Below are 18,027 nucleotides of genomic sequence, written 5' to 3' on the forward strand. Positions count from 1 at the left end.
TTATTCAAATAAATCTATCAACGCACTTAAACCCTGGGTCTTGGCATGGTCCAAAGCGCTATTGCCCCTGTTGTCCTTTATGGACTTGTCCGCACCATTGGCAATCAATAATTTTGCAATCTCCAGTCTATTGAACTGTGCTGCATAGATAAGGCATGTAGCCCCCATTGCATTCCTTTCGTTAAGGGCCGCACCCTTGTCTATCAAAAGTTTGGCAATATCCGTAAACCCTTTAAAACAAACCCCCATTAACGCTGTATTTCCGGAGGCGTCCACAGCATCTATCTTTGCTCCTTTTTCAAGTAACAAGCGGGCTATTTCTGTTTCATCATAATACGTTGCCAAAATTAATGGGGTAGAGCCTCTAGAATCCTTACTGTTGACCAAAACGGCATTTTTATCTAACATTGCCTTCACCTCATTATAATTACCTTCCCTTATTGCTTTAAAAAAAAATTCGTTCATAATTGAAAATGTTACGGTTATTAAGTTATAAAAAGGTTGTTTTCCAAGTTTTTTCCTACTAATTTCATTCTTTCCTACAATGCCAATAATTGTACCTTTAAATAAAAAACTAATTTCTTTTGAAAACATTAGCTATTGACTTTCTTTTAAAGAAAGCTCCCATCGCGATCGCTATGGTAGATACTAAGTTAAACTTTATTAACTATTCAAACCAATGGCGTAAGGATTTTACTTTGAATAATTCCGATTATATCGGTAAGAATTTATTTGAGGTTATTGGTGAAACTCCTGAGCAATTTGATAAAGATTTAAAAAAAGGATTAAAAGGGGAGGAAATTGAAAATCTTGGTCAAAAATATATTTTACCCAGTGGCAAATTACAATGGCTAAAATGGAAAATTTCTCCTGTTAAAATAGACGATACAAATAATTTGGATGGTCTGCTTATCTTTTTAGAAGACGTAACGGAAGATAAAAAAGAGATAGAATTATTACATAAAGCCGAGGCAGTTGCCAGAATTGGATGCTGGGAAGTTGATTTGATCAATAATTCCCTGTATTGGACCAAAACTACCAAGGATATTCACGAAGTAAGTGAAGATTTTGTTCCCGATCTGGCCCAAGGCATAAATTTTTACAAAGAGGGTTCCCATAGGGATAAAATTACGGAATTAGTGGGCACAGCCATTGAACAAGGAAAATCTTGGGATACAGAACTAATCATCATTACTGCGAAGGGAAACGAGGTTTGGGTTAGGGCAAAAGGTGAGGTTGAGATGGCCAAAGGACAACCTGTACGTATTATTGGAACTTTTCAGGATATAGACCAAACCAAAAAAATGCAATTGGCCCATGAAGAAATTTCAGAACGATTAAAAATTACTACCCAAACCGCACAAATAGGAATTTGGGATTTTAACCTGGAAACCAACGAACTGGAATGGGACAATGAAATGTACCAAATTTTTGGTGTAGAAAAAGATGATTTTTCAGGAGTTTTTGAAGCATGGGAATCAACCATTCATCCGGAGGACAAGGAAAAAGCTTTAAAAGCCACAGAAAATGCTATAACCGGTGTTAAGGATTTTGACGAAGAGTTTAGAATTATCTTAAAAGACGGTAGTATTAGACATGTAAAAGGAACTTCCAAAACCATAAAGGATTATAACGGTAAACCTATTAAACTTACCGGAGCCAACTGGGACATTACAGATTTAAGAAGTACAGAGCTAAAATTAATAAGGAGTACGGAATCTTTTACGGAAACCTTTGACAACGCATCTATTGGTATGGCATTGGTAAGCCCGGATTTTAAATGGTTAAAGGTCAATAAAAGTTTATTGAACAGTTTAGGTTATACGGAAAAAGAACTGCTGAGCATGAAAACTTTGGATATAACCCACCCAGAGGACATTCTTGTCAGCAAGTCCTTTCATACCAGTGCATATGATGGAATAAATGATACATATCAATTAGAAAAAAGGTATTTTCATAAAGATGGCCATCTGGTACATGTTGTATTAGGGGTAACGGTAGTAAAGGACATGAACGGCAACCCTAGCCATACCATTGCTCAATTTTTGGATATTACGGACAGGATAGAGTCTGAAAAAAGATTGCAAACCTTGGTCGAAGTCACCAAAAGCCAAAACGATAGCCTTATGAACTTTGCCCATATCGTATCACATAATCTAAGGTCGCACTCTACCAACATGACTATGCTGACCAAATTTCTCACTAAAGAAGAAGACGAGGAAGAGCGTAAAAACCTACATGAGATGATATCCAATGCTGCAGAAAGCTTGGCAGAAACCATTGCCCACTTAAACGATGTCGTACAAGTAAAAACAGGTACGTTAGAAAACTTAAAAAGTATTGGCGTACTGAATACAATACATCACATTAAAAAAAGTATTGGCGGACTTTTAGAGGAACAGGAGGCCGTATTGAACATTAATGTATCTAAAACCCATTTTGTAAATGCAGTACCGGCCTACTTGGAAAGTATCTTTTTGAACGTAATTACAAATGCTTTAAAATACAGATCTCAGGATAGAATTCCTATTATCGAAATCTCCTCAAAAATAAAAGGAGACTATGTACTGATCACATTTTCAGACAATGGTCAAGGCATAGATTTAAAAAGACATGGCGATAAAATATTTGGAATGTACAAGACGTTTCATAAGCATAAGGATGCCAAGGGCATTGGCCTTTTCATAACCAAAAACCAAATTGAAGCAATGGGCGGAAAAATTAAACTTGAAAGTACCGTAGATGTAGGTACAACAATTTTTATTGAATTAAAAAAAGCATAATAAGCATGAAAAACGTACAAATTTGCTGTATAATCGATGATGACCCTATTTTCATTTATGGTACTAAAAGGATTATGAAAGAAGTGGATTTTGCCGAAGACATCTTGGTCTATAATAATGGCCAAGAAGCAGTAGAAGGATTGATGGAAATTAGCCAAGCCGAAGGATTAATGCCAGAAGTTATTTTCCTGGATTTAAACATGCCTATTATGAACGGTTGGGAATTTTTGGACGAATACAAAAATTTACCAAATAATAATACGGAAAAGACCATTATCTACATTATTAGTTCATCTGTTGACCCAAGAGACCTTGAACGGGTAAAGAATTATGAGCAGGTTAATAACTATATACTAAAACCCATTACACCAGATGATCTATCCACTATCTTAAAAGCAACCAAGGCTTAGTCCACAAAAAAAACCTAGATATTATTAGGTTCATTTTATCTAAAATTGGTCACATTTAATTATTCTACTATAAATAAATCTTATCTTTCTATCAGTTTTATTTATTTTGTTCAAAAATATATATTGTCACTAGCCAGATTAAAAAATAAAATAAAAGATTAAATTAATGGGCGTATTTACCAGTTGCTGTATTATTGATGATGATGACTTTTTTATTTTAAGCAGCAAGAATATCTTAAAGCAAGTAGATTTTAGCACAAACATTTTATATTATACCAATGGCCAGAAAGCTTTGGATGGACTAGTAGGCCTTATTGTTGAGAATATTAAACTACCTACCATTATCTTTCTTGATCTAAATATGCCAAAAAGGGATGGATGGTCTTTTCTAGAAGAATTTGAGGAATTTCCAGAAGATAAAATTAAACACATTCAAATTTATATTACCAGTTCCTTTATTAGTCCGTCACTAATCGAAAAATCAAAAAAGTACAAATTGGTCAAAGATTATATTGTAAAACCCTTAACGGAGAATGCGTTGCAGAAAATAATTTCATCCCATAAAGTTATTTGATGCTACCTAACCCCGGGCGTAAAATCTTCAGGTGCAATTTGCGGGTCATTTAACGTACCGCTACCTCCACTATCATTAATGATTATCCATTCTTGGGGATTGAACTGGGCATTGGCAATGTTAATTTCCGGTTTGCGTAAAGCCCTACCATCTTCAAACTCATGATCGGTTCCGCTACCATCTTCACCAATGACCCCATAAAGATCTATAATCGTACCAAAAGGATCAACCAACGCTATATTATCATCACCGTTAGAATCCGCAGGTGAATTTGTTCCTACGATAATGTCCGGTGTAAAACCATACACACGTTCAAATTCCTCAGCATTGGGCGATATTACCAAAAGGGACTTTGCCCCAATAGTATAGTTTGATAAATCTATGGAGGAACTTACGGTCAAATTAGCATTGGTATACCTTACCAAACTCCATCCTTTTAAGGATAATATATTATCCGATGAATGATATAGTTCAACAAACCTTGCGCCGGCATTATTGTTAGGGTCCGCTAGTTCCGAAATAAAGACATTGTTAGAGCTGTATTCATCAATTACATCCTTACATCTATCATTCATTAAATTTATGTCCTCCACATTCCTTACCGTTAAAAGAAAAGAATTCCCCTTTTTAGTCAATATTCCTGTAATGGTCCCAGATTGCGCCGGAATCAATTGTTCATGAAAAGTTGAATAACCGCTATTAAGTAGTCCAAACTCATTGTCCTCACAATCCATTACGGTCCTAGTAGTTTCTTCATTGGAAATTGCAAAGGGTTCGCCGATCAAATTTTCAGCAAATTCCACATTTTCCAGCTTAACCAAAGTACTTAACATATTGTCACTTAAATTGGTCAGGGACACCAATGTGGGTTCAACCCCAACATTATCCTTACATGAAGTAAAAATATGGTCAAAAACCACAGTTTTAGGCAGTCTGCCAACACTACGATTCCCAAATGAGGTAAATACGCCACCTATTTTAAAAAGGTCGTTAGATTCACCTAAATAAAGTCCTTTTAATTTAACCTTGATATGTTGGCCAACATTAAAAAATAGATGGGAATCCCTAAGTTCCAGTTCTATCTGTAATCCATGGGTTGGATTACTGCGACTGTCCTGAATATGTAGTACGTTATAAAAATTTCCCGATTGATCGGAAGAGGTCACATAGCCTTCAATAATCAAATCTTCCTGTATTTGAGCAGTATCACCAGTAAACATCGCTTTAAGCTCACCAATTGTAATCGTATCATATTGTTCGTCGTTACAAAAGGTTTCCAATTTGTCAAAATCCCTGTCATCAACACAACCCGTTATTAATAAGACCAAGCTGGCCATCAGCAAATTCAATATTTTATTTTTCGTTGCGCACATATACCGTGGTTTTAAAAGCTAAATGCCAAATTCAAAAAATAAGTTCTACCAAATCCATACCAATATTTAGGGGCAAATGAAGGTGTACCACTTAAATTATCCTGATTTAACTGGCCATAATTACCATTTCTACTTTGCTCATAACCTCCTGTTCTAAAGGTCGTATCAAATACATTATTAACACTTGCGAACACACTCAAATATTTCCCGTTCCTTAACCATGACTTGCCACCTATAAGATTGAGCAAGTAAAAATTGTCCAATGGACGCTGTTTTAATAAATTTTGGACATTTTGAGTTGTGGCTTCTGGAAACTTCTCACCTGTTTCCGGGTCGGTCAGAAAACTTTCCGTTCTAATAATCGTAGAGATGTTGGCATAATTATTTGCCAAATAATTTGCGGTTGTACCAACCCACCAATATTTTGGATCTCTATACTCTAACCCTATTGCAATAGCTTTTTGGGGACCTTGGGCCAGTTTGTATCCTTTTATGGCCGCAATACCTAGAGATTTTGAACCGGTAACGTCAATGACATCCTCGTTGGAACCGGCCGTATCAAAATTTATGGTTACGGAAGGATCACTGGCATATATATGTTTGGCAATGGATGATACAAAGGATAATTTAACGGCACTTGACAATTGGTATTCCAATCCTAGTTCCGTACCCATATGTAACTTATCCATATCCGTTAACACCTCTTGTACGAAATCTGACCCAATTCCTGAATCCACAAAGAAAAAATTTATATCGGTGGTATTTTGAAAACGGGTGTAATAGCCTGTTAACCTACCGGTAAGCTTAGGCAATCTTAAAAAATAGGTTGCATCTACAGTGGTAATTTTTTCATTATTTATATTTGGCACAACGGTATTGGATTCCCTGGGATTTACAAAAACATTTTGGAGTATAGGTGCTTTTTGGATTAAGCCAATATTTCCAGAAACCCAATGCCTACCCGTTACCTTATAATTTACCCCAGATTTTAGAGACCAATTGGAAAATTTGACCCTTTCACTTTTCCCTAAGGAGTTGTTCAAAAATCTCTCATTTTGGTACAAACCGCTACGTTGATATTTTACTAGTTCATATTTTCCAGATATAAACCAAGATAATTTATGAAGACGTAAGTTCAATTGGGTATATGCACTATTACTATTACCTAACAATTTATAATGATAATTGAATATGTCTCCTTTCTTCTTATTTACATCCGTTGCTAAATCATTGCGCGTTTCTGAAAATATATCAATATCATTATGATATTCAGCACCCAATAAATCGTTGATCAGTGCATAGTTTTTAGAGTGCAATTCTTGAAAGGTTGTTCCAAAATCTATCCTTATACTATCGCTTAAATTTATATTTGAATTTAGGTTCAAGGTTAATTGATCATCAGCAATAGTGTCGTCATAGAGAACATACGCAGCTTTTCCATTTTGACCTAAACTAGTATTGGCCTTATAAAAAGAACCCCAATTTAATTCTGGGTTTTTTAAAAAGCCATCCTTAGCGATTATGGCACTTTCAAAATTAGCACCTATTGGACTATTGATATAAAAACTTGGCAGATACCTATAATATGTTGGGTCTGGATTAGGCGCATTGTAATATCCTAATCTACTTCTTTTATAAAATCCGGTTTGATAACTTAACCCGGCATCTACCTTTACCCTATTGGATTCAAAAATGTAATTCAATAAGAACAATGGTTCCTTAATATGTCTTTCCCTGGAATTTCTGATTTTACCATTCTGTTTGCCCCAATACGGATTATATTTTCTGCCTTGAATTTCAAATACCTCCTCAGTTAATGCCGAAGAGCGACCTCTTCTATTGGAACCTAAAATTCCTGCAAAATTTAAGGTATGTTTTTTATTAAACTGATATTCCAAATTACCGTATAAAGAATAAGCGTCATATAAAGTTCCATCAATATAACCCTCTTTTGCCCATCTTCTAGACGCCGATAACATGAAGGCAAACTTTTCATTTTTCAATCCGGAATTATAAGTCGCCATTAATCTACCGGAATAAGTCCTGTTAGATATAGAGGAAGACAGCCTAGTACCCGGTCTTAATCTAGATGGGCGTAAATCTATATTGGTGTTGCCCAAAATACTCCCAAAAGTAAAATCCGAAACTTCCAGTCCATTGGCATATAACTGGTTTCTTATTACATCATTAAGACCTCCCCAGTTATTCCATTGCGGCCTACCGTCTAACAATTTATTCATGGGCAACCCATTTAACCGAACTTCACCATATTGAGAATCATATCCCCTAACCCTGAAAAATGCCTGGCCAAAATCAAACGCGGCCCTATTTAAAAAAACATCTTTTGTGGCCTGGAGCAAGGCCAAGGAATTGGAATTCATTTCGTCATCCAACAACTCATCTTCAGAAATATTGATTAAATGTAAACTCTTCTCTAACGTTATATCCTTCTCTATTAAAATAACTCCCAGTTCCAAATCTTTGCCCTCTAAAAAAACTGGTATACGTTTACTAACATAATCCTTAATAGATATTTGAAGAATGTAGGACCCACTACCATTATCAGTTAAATAAAATTCTCCTTTATGATTAGAAAGAACTTTATTAGAATTTCCTTCTAAAAAAATTTCAGCATTCTGTAGGACCTTCTCATTTTGTGCATCTTTTATAACTCCCTTTATATATAAATTGGTTTGTGCCTGAGACCATGAGATACCAAAAATGAAAATTAAAAAGACTATTATTTTTCTATTCATGCTACAGCTTAAGACCTTACCATCAGGTCATTAAGATATCAATTACTAAATAATTACCATAAATTTTCCGTATACTAGTATATTTTTAAGTCAAAATACCATTCGTGAGGCATTATCATTTTTTGTTATTAATTTTTCTTTATTCAGGAGTTTTTAGTCAAGATTCCAATATGTATCAAATTAGAACTATAGCTTTTTACAACTTGGAAAATCTATTTGACACAGAGAATGATAGCTTAATATTTGATGATGACCGCACACCTTCCGGCAAAGACCAATGGACCAAGGAGCGTTATCTTGGAAAGATTGAGAACATGTCTAAGGTACTTTCGGAAATAGGCTCTTCTGCCCATACATCGGTTCCTGACATTATTGGAGTTTGCGAAGTAGAGAATTTAGATGTTTTACAAGACCTAGTTGACCACCAAAATCTAAAACCTTATAATTTTGGTATTATTCATTTTGATTCCCCAGATGAGCGTGGTATAGATGTAGCCCTATTATACAAAAGAGATGCATTTATTCCTGTTAATTTTAATAGCCATAGATTATTATTGTTCACAGACGACGGAAACCGTAATTATACCCGCGATCAGTTGATCGTAGAGGGCTTACTGGATAATGAAACCATATATTTTATGGTTAACCATTGGCCCTCCAGAAGTGGTGGTGAAGCCAGAAGTAGGCCTTACCGATTAGAAGCGGCCAAATTGAACAAACGCATAATAGACTCGGTTAGAAGAGAGGATATCAATGCCAAAATAATTAGTATGGGAGACTTTAACGACGACCCAATAGACCCTAGTTTCAAAAAAGTTCTTGAGGTACGAAAAAATGCCAAAAAATTGGATAGTCTAGACTTATACGGTCCTATGGAAAAATTGTATAGGAAAGGAAATGGCTCGTTGGCCTATAGGGATAAATGGAATTTATTTGACCAACTTTATATGACCGCTAACCTAATCGATAAATCCAAAAAAACGTATAGCTTTTGGAAAGCAGGTATTCATACCCCAGACTATCTAATAGACCAGAAGGGAAAATATAAAGGATACCCTTTACGCACCTATGCAGGCGGAACATATATTGGTGGATACAGCGACCATTTTCCCGTTTTCCTTTATTTGATAAAAAAGGCCGCTCCTTAGGTCCGCAAAAAATCAATCCAACTCCTGGATCTCTATATTCTTCCACCGTACTTTAATACCGCCACCATCGTGTATTTGCAATAAAATAGAACCTTCCCCAGCACCGATTATCTCATCCTGTAACGATACCATCTCAATACCATTGACCCAAGAGGTCACAGTATTGTCGTCTACTTTAATTTTCATATGGTTCCATTCACCGAATTTTAAGGCATTGTCCTTTTCAAGTTCTGGTTTTACCAACCATTTTCTACCATAAGATTCATAAATGCCCCCAGTGAAATAACCTGGTGGTGCAACTTCTATTTGCCAACCACTTACCGTTGTACCTTCTACGGTAGACCTTATAAAGACTCCACTATTTCCATTGGCCTCTTGTTTAAAATCTAGGGTCAACACGAAATTTTTATAATGTTGGTCTGTAGATAAATATCCATAACCTTTATCCTTGCCGCTTTCGCAAACCAGTTCTCCATTTTCTACATACCATTTTTCGGTTCCAAAAACGGACCAGCCTTCCAAGTCCACACCATTAAACAGCGCTCTACTTTGTGCATTCATGGCAACAGTACAAAGCACCATCAATAATAACGATGTAATTTTACCCATATAACTCTTATTGGGTTAATTGAACCATTGTCCCCAAGGAATTCTACTTAATATAAGTAGTAGGCCAATACCATAGAAAATAGCAATACTCTTAAATTTTTTATCACCTTCCACAAATTTCTTGTGCCTGGACCATCCTATGGTTATAAACACAATTGCAGCAATATTGATAAATGGGTGCTCTACGGCCAGTAAACGTGCAGCGGAAGACAAACCGCCCATGCCAAATTCCTGTAAGGCACTAAGCCCACTTGGTGACACAAAGTATAGCACAAGGCCTACCAATAGTTGTATATGACAAAGAATTAGGGCAAAAAGACTGAGCCTTAAATCTTTGTTCATGTTAAAGATCCGTTTTCCAATAAGACCGGTTATGGCATTGGCAACCGCCAAAATTAACACCGCCAATGCAACATAGGCCAAATAAGAATGAAGCATTTGAATAGTTTCGTACATAGTTGTTTAGTTTTCAAATTTAAAAGTACTGAAATTTAAGCATAAAAAAACCCTGACTTTGCAGCCAGGGTCTATATTTTTTCTAAGAATTATTTTAGAAATTAAATCTTGCACTTAAGTTCCAAGTTGTACCAAAACCAAAGAATACACGGTTACTAGTATTTATACCATCATAAGTATCATCACCTGGCTGTGCAAATATATTAGTATCTGACTCCGCTATATACGTAGTATCAAAAAGGTTGTTCACGTTCAATCTAAAACTTAACATTTTATCATCGAATGGAATGTTGTAAGTAGCACCTGCATCAGCAAGACCAAAAGAAGGTAATTTTAAAGCTCCGTCAGGACCAACACTTGTAGCATCAAATTGAGCATATAGATTACCAGCAAAACGGTAACCAAAATCAACATTTAAATTCTCAACTACGTTGTAATCTGCGCCAATAAATGCTGTAAACTGTGCAGCATCACCAACTTTAACACCACCTAATTCCAATGTCTCAACTTGCTCAACACCTCCTATAACAATTGGTGCTTGGTCGTTGTCAAAATACGTTGCGGTAACATCATCCTTATACTCCCAATTACCAATGGACATCATACCTGTTAATGTAAATTTGTCATTAACAAGATATCTACCGTCAAGCTCAATACCGGTATGAACCTGAGTAATTCCTAAAATGTTAGCAGTTCCACGAATTTCATCAGGTTGACCTGCATTAAAAGTTGCTCCAACAGATTCAAACCTATCTTTCCAACTTGTGTAATATAAATTTACATTTCCTCTAAACTTAGAACTTCTGTAACCATATCCTAATTCAAAACCTGTGATTTTTTCATTAGTTAAATTTGGATTTAAATTATTGCCAAAATTGATATAAACTGCATCAAATAAAGGCTGCTTAGAATAATATCCTGCATTCGCGAAGAAGTTATTTTTAGCATCAACATTCCAGTTTAAACCACCTTTAACGTTTCCGCCAAGAATATTTTCATAGTCTGTCTTTTCTGCAGGTACTTCATTAAAGAATTCTTCCCTAGCAAAACCTTGATTAGACAATGCACCTTGGACAAATCCTGTTATATCTTCAGTAAAGTTATATTCAACTTGACCAAATACTCCTAACCAGTTTACTAAACCAGTATTGTAGTAATCAATTTTTTCTTCATCATCAATATTACCAAATACCCACCATGGTTGGTTTGACTTATATGTTTCAGAAAATAATTGGTTAGGGTCATTCCTATTATCCGTCTCTTGGTAAACATCACCTCCTAAACGGTCATCTACCCTTCTATAATGATACCCTGTGTATTTTCTTAAATCAACACCAAAATCAATGGTTAAATCGTTGGAAATTCGATTATTGAAATTTGCCAAAATTCCATACCAGTTATGAGAATTTACAGATGCCCTTCTAGTGATACCATTTGTATTATTCTCATTTGGATTTTGGTCACTGTTGTTTACATATTGACCGTTAATCTGTTCTCTTGGTGTATCACTGAAATCCGGAACTAATTGACCACTATTATATGCAACAATGTCATCAACCCTAATTAAACCGTCAGCAGTTCTAGGTAGCGCAAATTGTCTTCTTCCATTAATCTCACCAATTTCACCAGTACCACCACCACGGCCAAAAGAAGCATAAGTAGAAGTCTCCAATGTAGTTTTATCACTTAAATTCCAGCTCCAGTTTAAACTAATAACCGGTTTATGGTAGAAATTACGACGAAAGCTATACTCTTCACCGTTTCTATATCCCCAATCTTCATTATATTTTCTATTTGGCTCACCATCGCCATCACCATAAAGAATTTGAGTTTCTATTGATGTAGCCCTACTTCTCTGGTGGTGCCATTGTGGTGCTCCGGTAACCATGAACTCTAGATTATGATCACCTGCGGTATATCCTAATCCCATAAAGAAATTATAACCTTCAAAATTTGTTCCGTCAGCATACATATTACCACCGGTTCTACTAATTAACATAGAAGCAGAAAAACCATTGTCCAAAAGACCTGAAGAATATGACGCCAATGTTTTAACATAACCGTCATTACCTACTGTTGCACCAATTGCCCCGCCTTCCGCATTTAAAGAAGTTTTAGTGACTACATTAATTGTTCCACCAACAGAAGATACCGCAAGTTTTGAAGAACCAAGACCTCTTTGTACCTGAATTGCAGATGTAACATCTGAAAGACCTGCCCAGTTACTCCAGTATACTTGACCATTTTCCATATCATTTACAGGAACACCATTAATCATCACAGCAGAATTATTGGTATCAAAACCACGAATGTTAACACGTGCATCACCAAAACCACCACCAGACTTGGTAGCATATATAGAAGGAGTAGTGTTTAACAACTCCGGAAATTCCTGAGAACCTAATTTCAATTGAATTTCTTCCGCCTTAATTGTAGAAACGGCAACAGGTGTTTTACGGTCCTTAGCAATATCTTGGACACCTACTACGACAACACCTTCCAATTCCTGTGCATTTGGTACCAATACAATAGAACCTATACTTCCTGTAGCAGTAAAAGCTACTTGCTTGGAATCAAAGCCAATGTACGAAACTACAAGTGTACCGGTAGCAGCATTTACATTGATCGTAAAGTTACCGTCAAAATCCGTTGATGTACCATTGGAGGTACCTTTAACCATTACCGTAGCTCCCGGCAATGGAGAATTGGTGTCCCCATCTAGTACGGTACCTGTAATAGTTCCTTGTGAAAAAGCAGTTACGGTCATTAAAAATGCCGCTAATGCAAAATACATTTTTTTCATTTTTTTCAAGTTTTTTGTTAGTTTTTAACTCGCTGCAAAAGTCTTTTAATTTTTGTCCTCTAACGTTAAGGTAACGTTAAATCAGCCATGCAAAAATACCGGAAATAATGATAAAAATGAACTGTAAATGAATAAGTTATACTTTTTTGAAGAACTTAATGGAATTCTAGATTATTTCTTAAAATATTGCAAAAGTCGCAATGTAGAGCTATCATGATTTGACAATTCCGAACTTTCTATATCCTTCAATATGGTACCTGCCAATTGTTTACCTAGTTCTACTCCCCATTGATCGTAACTATATATATTCCAAATAACCCCCTGGACAAAAATTTTGTGTTCATAAAGTGCAATAAGGGCACCCAAACTTTTTGGAGTTAATTTGTCTATTAATATTGTATTTGTTGGTTTGTTTCCTGCAAAAACCTTAAAAGGAGTTAAAGCATCTATTTCTTCTTGGTCAGTGTTTTTAGCCTGTAGTTCAAAAACAACCTCTTCCTTGGTTTTTCCGTTCATCAATGCCTCGGTTTGGGCAAAAAAATTGGCCATAAGTTTATTATGGTGCCCTTTATCCCCATGTAACGAATGTTTATAACCAATAAAATCCGTTGGAATCAATTTTGTACCCTGGTGTATTAATTGAAAGAATGCATGTTGCGAGTTTGTTCCTGGTTCTCCCCAAATAATCGTTCCCGTTTCATAACCGACGACATGACCGCTACGGTCAACACTTTTTCCATTACTTTCCATAATACCCTGTTGCAGGTAAGCAGAAAATCTGCTCAAATATTGGGTATACGGTATAATTGCTTCTGTCTCGGCACCATAAAAGTTGTTGTACCAAATACTTAACAATGCCATAATCACCGGGATGTTTTCTGAAAAATCCGTTTCCTTGAAATGAATATCGGCTTCATTGGCTCCTTTCAACATATCATTGAAATTGTCATAACCAACCGCCAGTGCAATGGTTAGCCCAACTGCACTCCATAATGAAAACCGGCCTCCTACCCAATCCCACATTGGAAAAACATTGGCAGCATCAATACCAAATTCCGCTATTTTTTCCGAATTTGTAGATACCGCAGCAAAATGTTTTGCAATATCCTGTTGGGTGGCATGACGTAAGAACCACTTCTTTATCGTCGTGGCATTACTTAAGGTCTCTTGGGTCGTAAACGTTTTGGACACTACCACAAACAATGTAGTTTCAGGATCCAATGTCTTTAATACTTCGTTCACATGATCCCCATCCACATTACTTACAAAATGAACGGAAAGATGATTTTTATAATATTTAAGGGCTTCCGTAACCATAGCCGGACCCAAATCAGAACCTCCAATTCCTATATTGACAACATCGGTAAAAGGTTTGCCGGTATACCCTTTTAATTCCCCATTTATTACCGCGTTCGTAAATTCTTTTATATGCGCTTTGACCTCATAGACCTCTGGCATTACATTAACACCATCTACGCGTACATTATCGGTTTCTTTTGACCTCAACGCAGTGTGCAATACCGCTCTACCTTCAGTCTCATTTATTGCATCACCGTTAAAGTATTTCTTGATTGAATCTTCCAAACTTACTTCATTGGCCAATTGCATTAACAATTCCATAGTAGATTCATCTATTCTATTTTTGGAATAATCAAATAAGAAATCGTTCCATTGCAGCGTAAACTTTTCCGCTCTTTTGGCATCTGAAGCGAACATACTTCTTAAATGCTCATTTTTAATATTATTGTAATGGTTATTAAGCTTGATCCAAGCAGGAGTTTGCGTTGGGTTAATTCTATTTAATGACATATTATTGATTAAGCGTTATTAAATCATCTTCATCTTCCAATAAAACCTTTGGATAAATAATACAATCCAATTGTTCCTTAATTGGTGTTATATAAGCGAAATAGTCCGGTTTTAACGAATCGTTCAAAGGTTCTGCCTGGGGCAGTTCCTCCTTTAGAGGATCTACCTGTTTACCATTCTTCCAAAAACGATAACACACATGTGGGCCACCTGTATTACCTGTCATACCTACCCAACCGATAACATCACCTTGGCGAACAAATTGGCCTTTTTTCACTTTTTGGGCTTTCATATGTAAGTATTGGGTTGCAAAAGTACCATTGTGCCTGATTTTTACGTATTTACCATTACCGCCCCTTCTGGTAGATTCTATAACTGTACCATCTGCCGTTGCCATAATTGGTGTGCCTATTGGCGCTGCATAGTCCGTACCTTTATGTGGCCGTACTTTATACCCGTAATATTTTATTCGTCTATTTAGATTATACCTTGATGATAACCTGCCAAATTCAACCGGCATTCTTAAAAATGTCCTGCGAAGATTATTGGCATCTTGATCAAAATAATCTACAATATTTTTCAAGGAATCATTTTCATAGGCAAAAGCATAGATCGGTTTGCCATTATGTTCAAAATATGCAGCTTCTACCGGTTCTGCTCCAGCGTAAATAGTATCATTGATGTATTTTTCCTTATAGATGACCTTAAATTTATCTTTTTTCTGAAGCCTTGAAAAATCTATGGTCCAAGCATACACATTTGCCAGATTATGGGTAACATTATAATCTATGCCCTGGTCCAAAATTGCTTCTGATAAACTGGTTTCAATAACCCCGGATACTTCTCGCTGCACGTATTTAACCTTTCTTTTACTTCTATATGCGTGTGCGCTATCCCGCAAATCTACCACCGTATAATTTATAGGGTCATTTTGATAAATAAACACCTGCGCCTGCCCAACCGTATCTTTGGATTTTAGGATTACATAAGGTTTGCCGACCCTAATTTTTCTCACATCGAAGGTATCTCTATATCGTTCTGAAATAGCTGCAACCTTTGGGTATGCAACCTTATTCTTTTGCATTAACTCACCAAAACTGTCGCCATTTCTGACCGTATCTAGATGTACCGCAAATTCATCTAGATTAAAACCGTACTGCTCATTTATCTTTGGCAGTTCATTTACCTGTTGCACCTGTTGTGCCAATTCTTTTGCTTGCCCATTATCGTCCTTACAGGAGACCGCAATCGTCAATGCCAATATTATGCCCCAATATCTATGCATTCTAATGTTTTGATTTATCTGGATTAAACATATGGTCTACCCATTGTTTCCCCCAATTATTTAATTCATCTTCTGTGTAAATCTCTGGAAAAAAAACTATTTTCTGAAAACTGGGCGGAAGGTATTCTTTCCAATTGGTTCCACCGGTAGCATCTATATCTCCCGTTTCCCTGCGCAAATATCTATGAGCTGAGCCCATATGCATCAATTGCCAGTTTACATTTGCATTTACATCAAGTGCCTTTAGCGCCTCTATAAGATCCGTGTCCTTCTTTTGAGATTTGGACAATCCTAAATATTTATGATAAATGGTAGCCTCCTTTACTTGCTTAGCAATCCTGATCAACCTTGGCGTATACCTATATTCAAACTGTTTCAAGGTCAATGTTTTTTCCCCGGTACTTAAATCAGTGGCCCCTTTTTTCCAATAGATATGCTCATACAGCTGTTCAATGGAATCTGCTTGGGAAAATTGGTTTCTTTCACTTACATGTACCAAATTCTCCAGACCGGTGGCGTAAATCTCGATCATTCTAAACTGTGCGGACTGAAATCCACTGGCAGGCAGTAAAGCCATACGGTATTGAAGAAATTGCTCCCTTTCCATTCCTTTAATCATAATGCCAAAAGAAGAAATGAGCACCGTATAATAACTATTGATTCGTCTTAATTTTTCTACAAAAAAATTAACATCGTCACTTTTGTCATCTACCAACTGTTTTTGCTCGTGGAGAATAAGCTTAAAATATAATTCCGTAATCTGGTGGTACATGATGAAAATCTCTTCATCTGGGAAATGGGTTCTTGGAACCTGTAAACTTAATAAGGTGTCTAAATGAATATAATCCCAATACGTTAGGTAACGCTGATGAAGCAAACCGTCCAAATATGAGCTGAGATCTTGGCCTGAATCCTTATATTTTTCTTCAAGTTTAGAAATTTGGGAATTGATCTGCTCTCTATCTTTCATTTAAATGTTAATCCATTATAATTTTAAACTGATGTTTAAGACCATTGTATCCATCCAAATCTGCTTTAATGGCACCTACCGCCAAATCTGCCTTTATACGTATAGGTATTCTATTTTGATCATTTGAAACCCATAAGGACAAACTTTCCTGCTCTTTAAAAACACGTCCAGATTGTACCAAGGGCCTAAACTTTAAACATTCTACCTTACCGTATTTGGTATTAACTACTTCCAAACCTAAATATTTAAGCTTAAAATTGAAAACCCCATCATCATCATAAAGCATTTTTAAGGTAATGGCCTTACCTTCCTCAAGATCATCTGTCTTATAATTGTTTCTTAAATAATAAAAAGCAGAAATAAGATCTTGGATATTCTCTTGTAGTGTAAAATTAAGCTTTTTCTTGTTTTTCTTATCATTTAACTCAGCTTTCGCTTCCTCATAATCAAAGTTTATTTCAACATCTTTAGTATATCCGCCCTCGTTGATTTTTCTAATAAACCTATAGGGCTTACCATCCTCCTTATCAAAGTAACTTTCATATGTGTCATCTACCTTAAAAAACCAACTGGCAACACCCGTGGTCTCACCATGACCTACAACATGGTATACGGATTTATCATCAATAGTGGCATTTTTGACTTGTAACGTTGCATAACTGGCGTTTAAAAACCCATAGTGCAACCTAAATTTTAACCACTCGCCCGTACTAAATGCAGTTTGCTCATTTTGACCAAAAACACCTAAACTTATACTTAGAAGGGAAAGCAATATTAATTTTCTCATAGTCCTTACTTTAAGGCAAAAGTAGCAATTGAAGTTTCTCGATTGCTATCGTTACAATAACTTAAACAAAATTTGTTCCAAAGTATTGCACAAAAAAAGCCCAGTCTTAAAACTGGGCTTTTCCTAAATAACCAACCAAACTTTAAATTATGAAAAACCACTACTTAAAGTTGTAAGGGAACCACCCCTTAGCTGGTGTAAATTTACAGCACTATTTTCTTCCTGTAATACGGTTTAACTTACTTTAACGATAAACTTAACAGT

Annotated in this window: 14 protein-coding genes; 4 read left to right on the forward strand and 10 right to left on the reverse strand. The window is 36.0% G+C overall.

The genetic code is table 11. The features are described 5' to 3' along the window. Positions 1-465 carry an ankyrin repeat domain-containing protein gene (locus JM81_RS10370; protein WP_089260949.1) on the reverse strand — a complete coding sequence of 155 codons (465 nt, stop codon included), beginning with the start codon at positions 463-465 and terminating at the stop codon, positions 1-3. 119 nt (positions 466-584) lie between these two features. Here JM81_RS10370 and JM81_RS10375 point away from each other — a divergent pair, with 119 nt between their 5' ends. From JM81_RS10375 to JM81_RS10385, 3 genes are all read left to right on the forward strand, one after another. Continuing rightward, entirely contained in the window at positions 585-2,783 is a 2,199-nt protein-coding gene (locus tag JM81_RS10375) for a sensor histidine kinase (protein WP_144803086.1), read from the forward strand. 5 nt (positions 2,784-2,788) lie between these two features. Continuing rightward, the gene (locus tag JM81_RS10380; RefSeq protein ID WP_144803089.1) at positions 2,789-3,193 is read left to right on the forward strand and encodes a response regulator; all 405 of its coding nucleotides are present in this window, start codon (positions 2,789-2,791) and stop codon (positions 3,191-3,193) included. A gap of 166 nt (positions 3,194-3,359) precedes the next feature. Then, positions 3,360-3,767 (forward strand): response regulator, encoded by a 408-nt coding sequence (locus JM81_RS10385; protein ID WP_144803092.1) that lies wholly within the window; start codon positions 3,360-3,362, stop codon positions 3,765-3,767. A gap of 2 nt (positions 3,768-3,769) precedes the next feature. On the opposite strand, the gene JM81_RS10390 is transcribed toward JM81_RS10385, so the two are convergent. Together JM81_RS10390 and JM81_RS10395 are read right to left on the reverse strand one after the other, a co-directional pair. Further along, positions 3,770-5,140, reverse strand: coding sequence for a DUF5689 domain-containing protein (locus tag JM81_RS10390; protein ID WP_144803095.1), 1,371 nt, complete (start codon positions 5,138-5,140; stop codon positions 3,770-3,772). Positions 5,141-5,151: 11 nt separating this feature from the next. After that, a complete protein-coding gene (locus tag JM81_RS10395) occupies positions 5,152-7,896 on the reverse strand; it encodes a carboxypeptidase-like regulatory domain-containing protein (RefSeq protein ID WP_144803098.1) in 2,745 nt (914 codons plus the stop codon). Positions 7,897-8,066: 170 nt separating this feature from the next. On the opposite strand from JM81_RS10395, the gene JM81_RS10400 reads away from it, so the two are divergent. Continuing rightward, complete coding sequence (locus JM81_RS10400; protein ID WP_222430300.1) at positions 8,067-9,044, forward strand: endonuclease/exonuclease/phosphatase family protein; 978 nt, start codon at positions 8,067-8,069, stop codon at positions 9,042-9,044. Positions 9,045-9,056: 12 nt separating this feature from the next. On the opposite strand, the gene JM81_RS10405 is transcribed toward JM81_RS10400, so the two are convergent. The 7 genes from JM81_RS10405 to JM81_RS10435 form a co-directional block, all read right to left on the reverse strand. Continuing rightward, positions 9,057-9,653 (reverse strand): DUF1080 domain-containing protein, encoded by a 597-nt coding sequence (locus JM81_RS10405; protein ID WP_144803104.1) that lies wholly within the window; start codon positions 9,651-9,653, stop codon positions 9,057-9,059. A 15-nt stretch (positions 9,654-9,668) separates the two neighbouring features. Next, positions 9,669-10,109 (reverse strand): hypothetical protein, encoded by a 441-nt coding sequence (locus JM81_RS10410; RefSeq protein ID WP_144803107.1) that lies wholly within the window; start codon positions 10,107-10,109, stop codon positions 9,669-9,671. A gap of 94 nt (positions 10,110-10,203) precedes the next feature. Further along, a complete protein-coding gene (locus JM81_RS10415) occupies positions 10,204-12,912 on the reverse strand; it encodes a TonB-dependent receptor (RefSeq protein WP_144803110.1) in 2,709 nt (902 codons plus the stop codon). Between the two features lie 171 nt (positions 12,913-13,083). Then, a complete protein-coding gene (pgi, locus tag JM81_RS10420; RefSeq protein ID WP_144803113.1) occupies positions 13,084-14,721 on the reverse strand; it encodes a glucose-6-phosphate isomerase in 1,638 nt (545 codons plus the stop codon). A 1-nt stretch (position 14,722) separates the two neighbouring features. Further along, positions 14,723-16,006 carry a M23 family metallopeptidase gene (locus tag JM81_RS10425; RefSeq protein ID WP_144803116.1) on the reverse strand — a complete coding sequence of 428 codons (1,284 nt, stop codon included), beginning with the start codon at positions 16,004-16,006 and terminating at the stop codon, positions 14,723-14,725. A 1-nt stretch (position 16,007) separates the two neighbouring features. Continuing rightward, the gene (locus tag JM81_RS10430; RefSeq protein ID WP_089260961.1) at positions 16,008-16,976 is read right to left on the reverse strand and encodes a tryptophan 2,3-dioxygenase family protein; all 969 of its coding nucleotides are present in this window, start codon (positions 16,974-16,976) and stop codon (positions 16,008-16,010) included. A 7-nt stretch (positions 16,977-16,983) separates the two neighbouring features. After that, entirely contained in the window at positions 16,984-17,763 is a 780-nt protein-coding gene (locus tag JM81_RS10435; RefSeq protein WP_089260962.1) for a DUF3108 domain-containing protein, read from the reverse strand. Between the last annotated feature and the right edge of the window lie 264 nt (positions 17,764-18,027).

The organism is Maribacter sp. MAR_2009_72 (assembly GCF_007827235.1).
Classification (GTDB): domain Bacteria; phylum Bacteroidota; class Bacteroidia; order Flavobacteriales; family Flavobacteriaceae; genus Maribacter; species Maribacter sedimenticola.

Coding starts and splice junctions, on each gene's coding strand:
- JM81_RS10370 (WP_089260949.1), bottom strand. CDS start 465: ATGAACGAATTTTTTTTTAAAGCAATAAGGGAAGGTAATTATAATGAG.
- JM81_RS10380 (WP_144803089.1), top strand. CDS start 2,789: ATGAAAAACGTACAAATTTGCTGTATAATCGATGATGACCCTATTTTC.
- JM81_RS10385 (WP_144803092.1), top strand. CDS start 3,360: ATGGGCGTATTTACCAGTTGCTGTATTATTGATGATGATGACTTTTTT.
- JM81_RS10390 (WP_144803095.1), bottom strand. CDS start 5,140: ATGTGCGCAACGAAAAATAAAATATTGAATTTGCTGATGGCCAGCTTG.
- JM81_RS10395 (WP_144803098.1), bottom strand. CDS start 7,896: ATGAATAGAAAAATAATAGTCTTTTTAATTTTCATTTTTGGTATCTCA.
- JM81_RS10400 (WP_222430300.1), top strand. CDS start 8,067: ATGTATCAAATTAGAACTATAGCTTTTTACAACTTGGAAAATCTATTT.
- JM81_RS10405 (WP_144803104.1), bottom strand. CDS start 9,653: ATGGGTAAAATTACATCGTTATTATTGATGGTGCTTTGTACTGTTGCC.
- JM81_RS10410 (WP_144803107.1), bottom strand. CDS start 10,109: ATGTACGAAACTATTCAAATGCTTCATTCTTATTTGGCCTATGTTGCA.
- JM81_RS10415 (WP_144803110.1), bottom strand. CDS start 12,912: ATGAAAAAAATGTATTTTGCATTAGCGGCATTTTTAATGACCGTAACT.
- pgi (WP_144803113.1), bottom strand. CDS start 14,721: ATGTCATTAAATAGAATTAACCCAACGCAAACTCCTGCTTGGATCAAG.
- JM81_RS10425 (WP_144803116.1), bottom strand. CDS start 16,006: ATGCATAGATATTGGGGCATAATATTGGCATTGACGATTGCGGTCTCC.
- JM81_RS10430 (WP_089260961.1), bottom strand. CDS start 16,976: ATGAAAGATAGAGAGCAGATCAATTCCCAAATTTCTAAACTTGAAGAA.
- JM81_RS10435 (WP_089260962.1), bottom strand. CDS start 17,763: ATGAGAAAATTAATATTGCTTTCCCTTCTAAGTATAAGTTTAGGTGTT.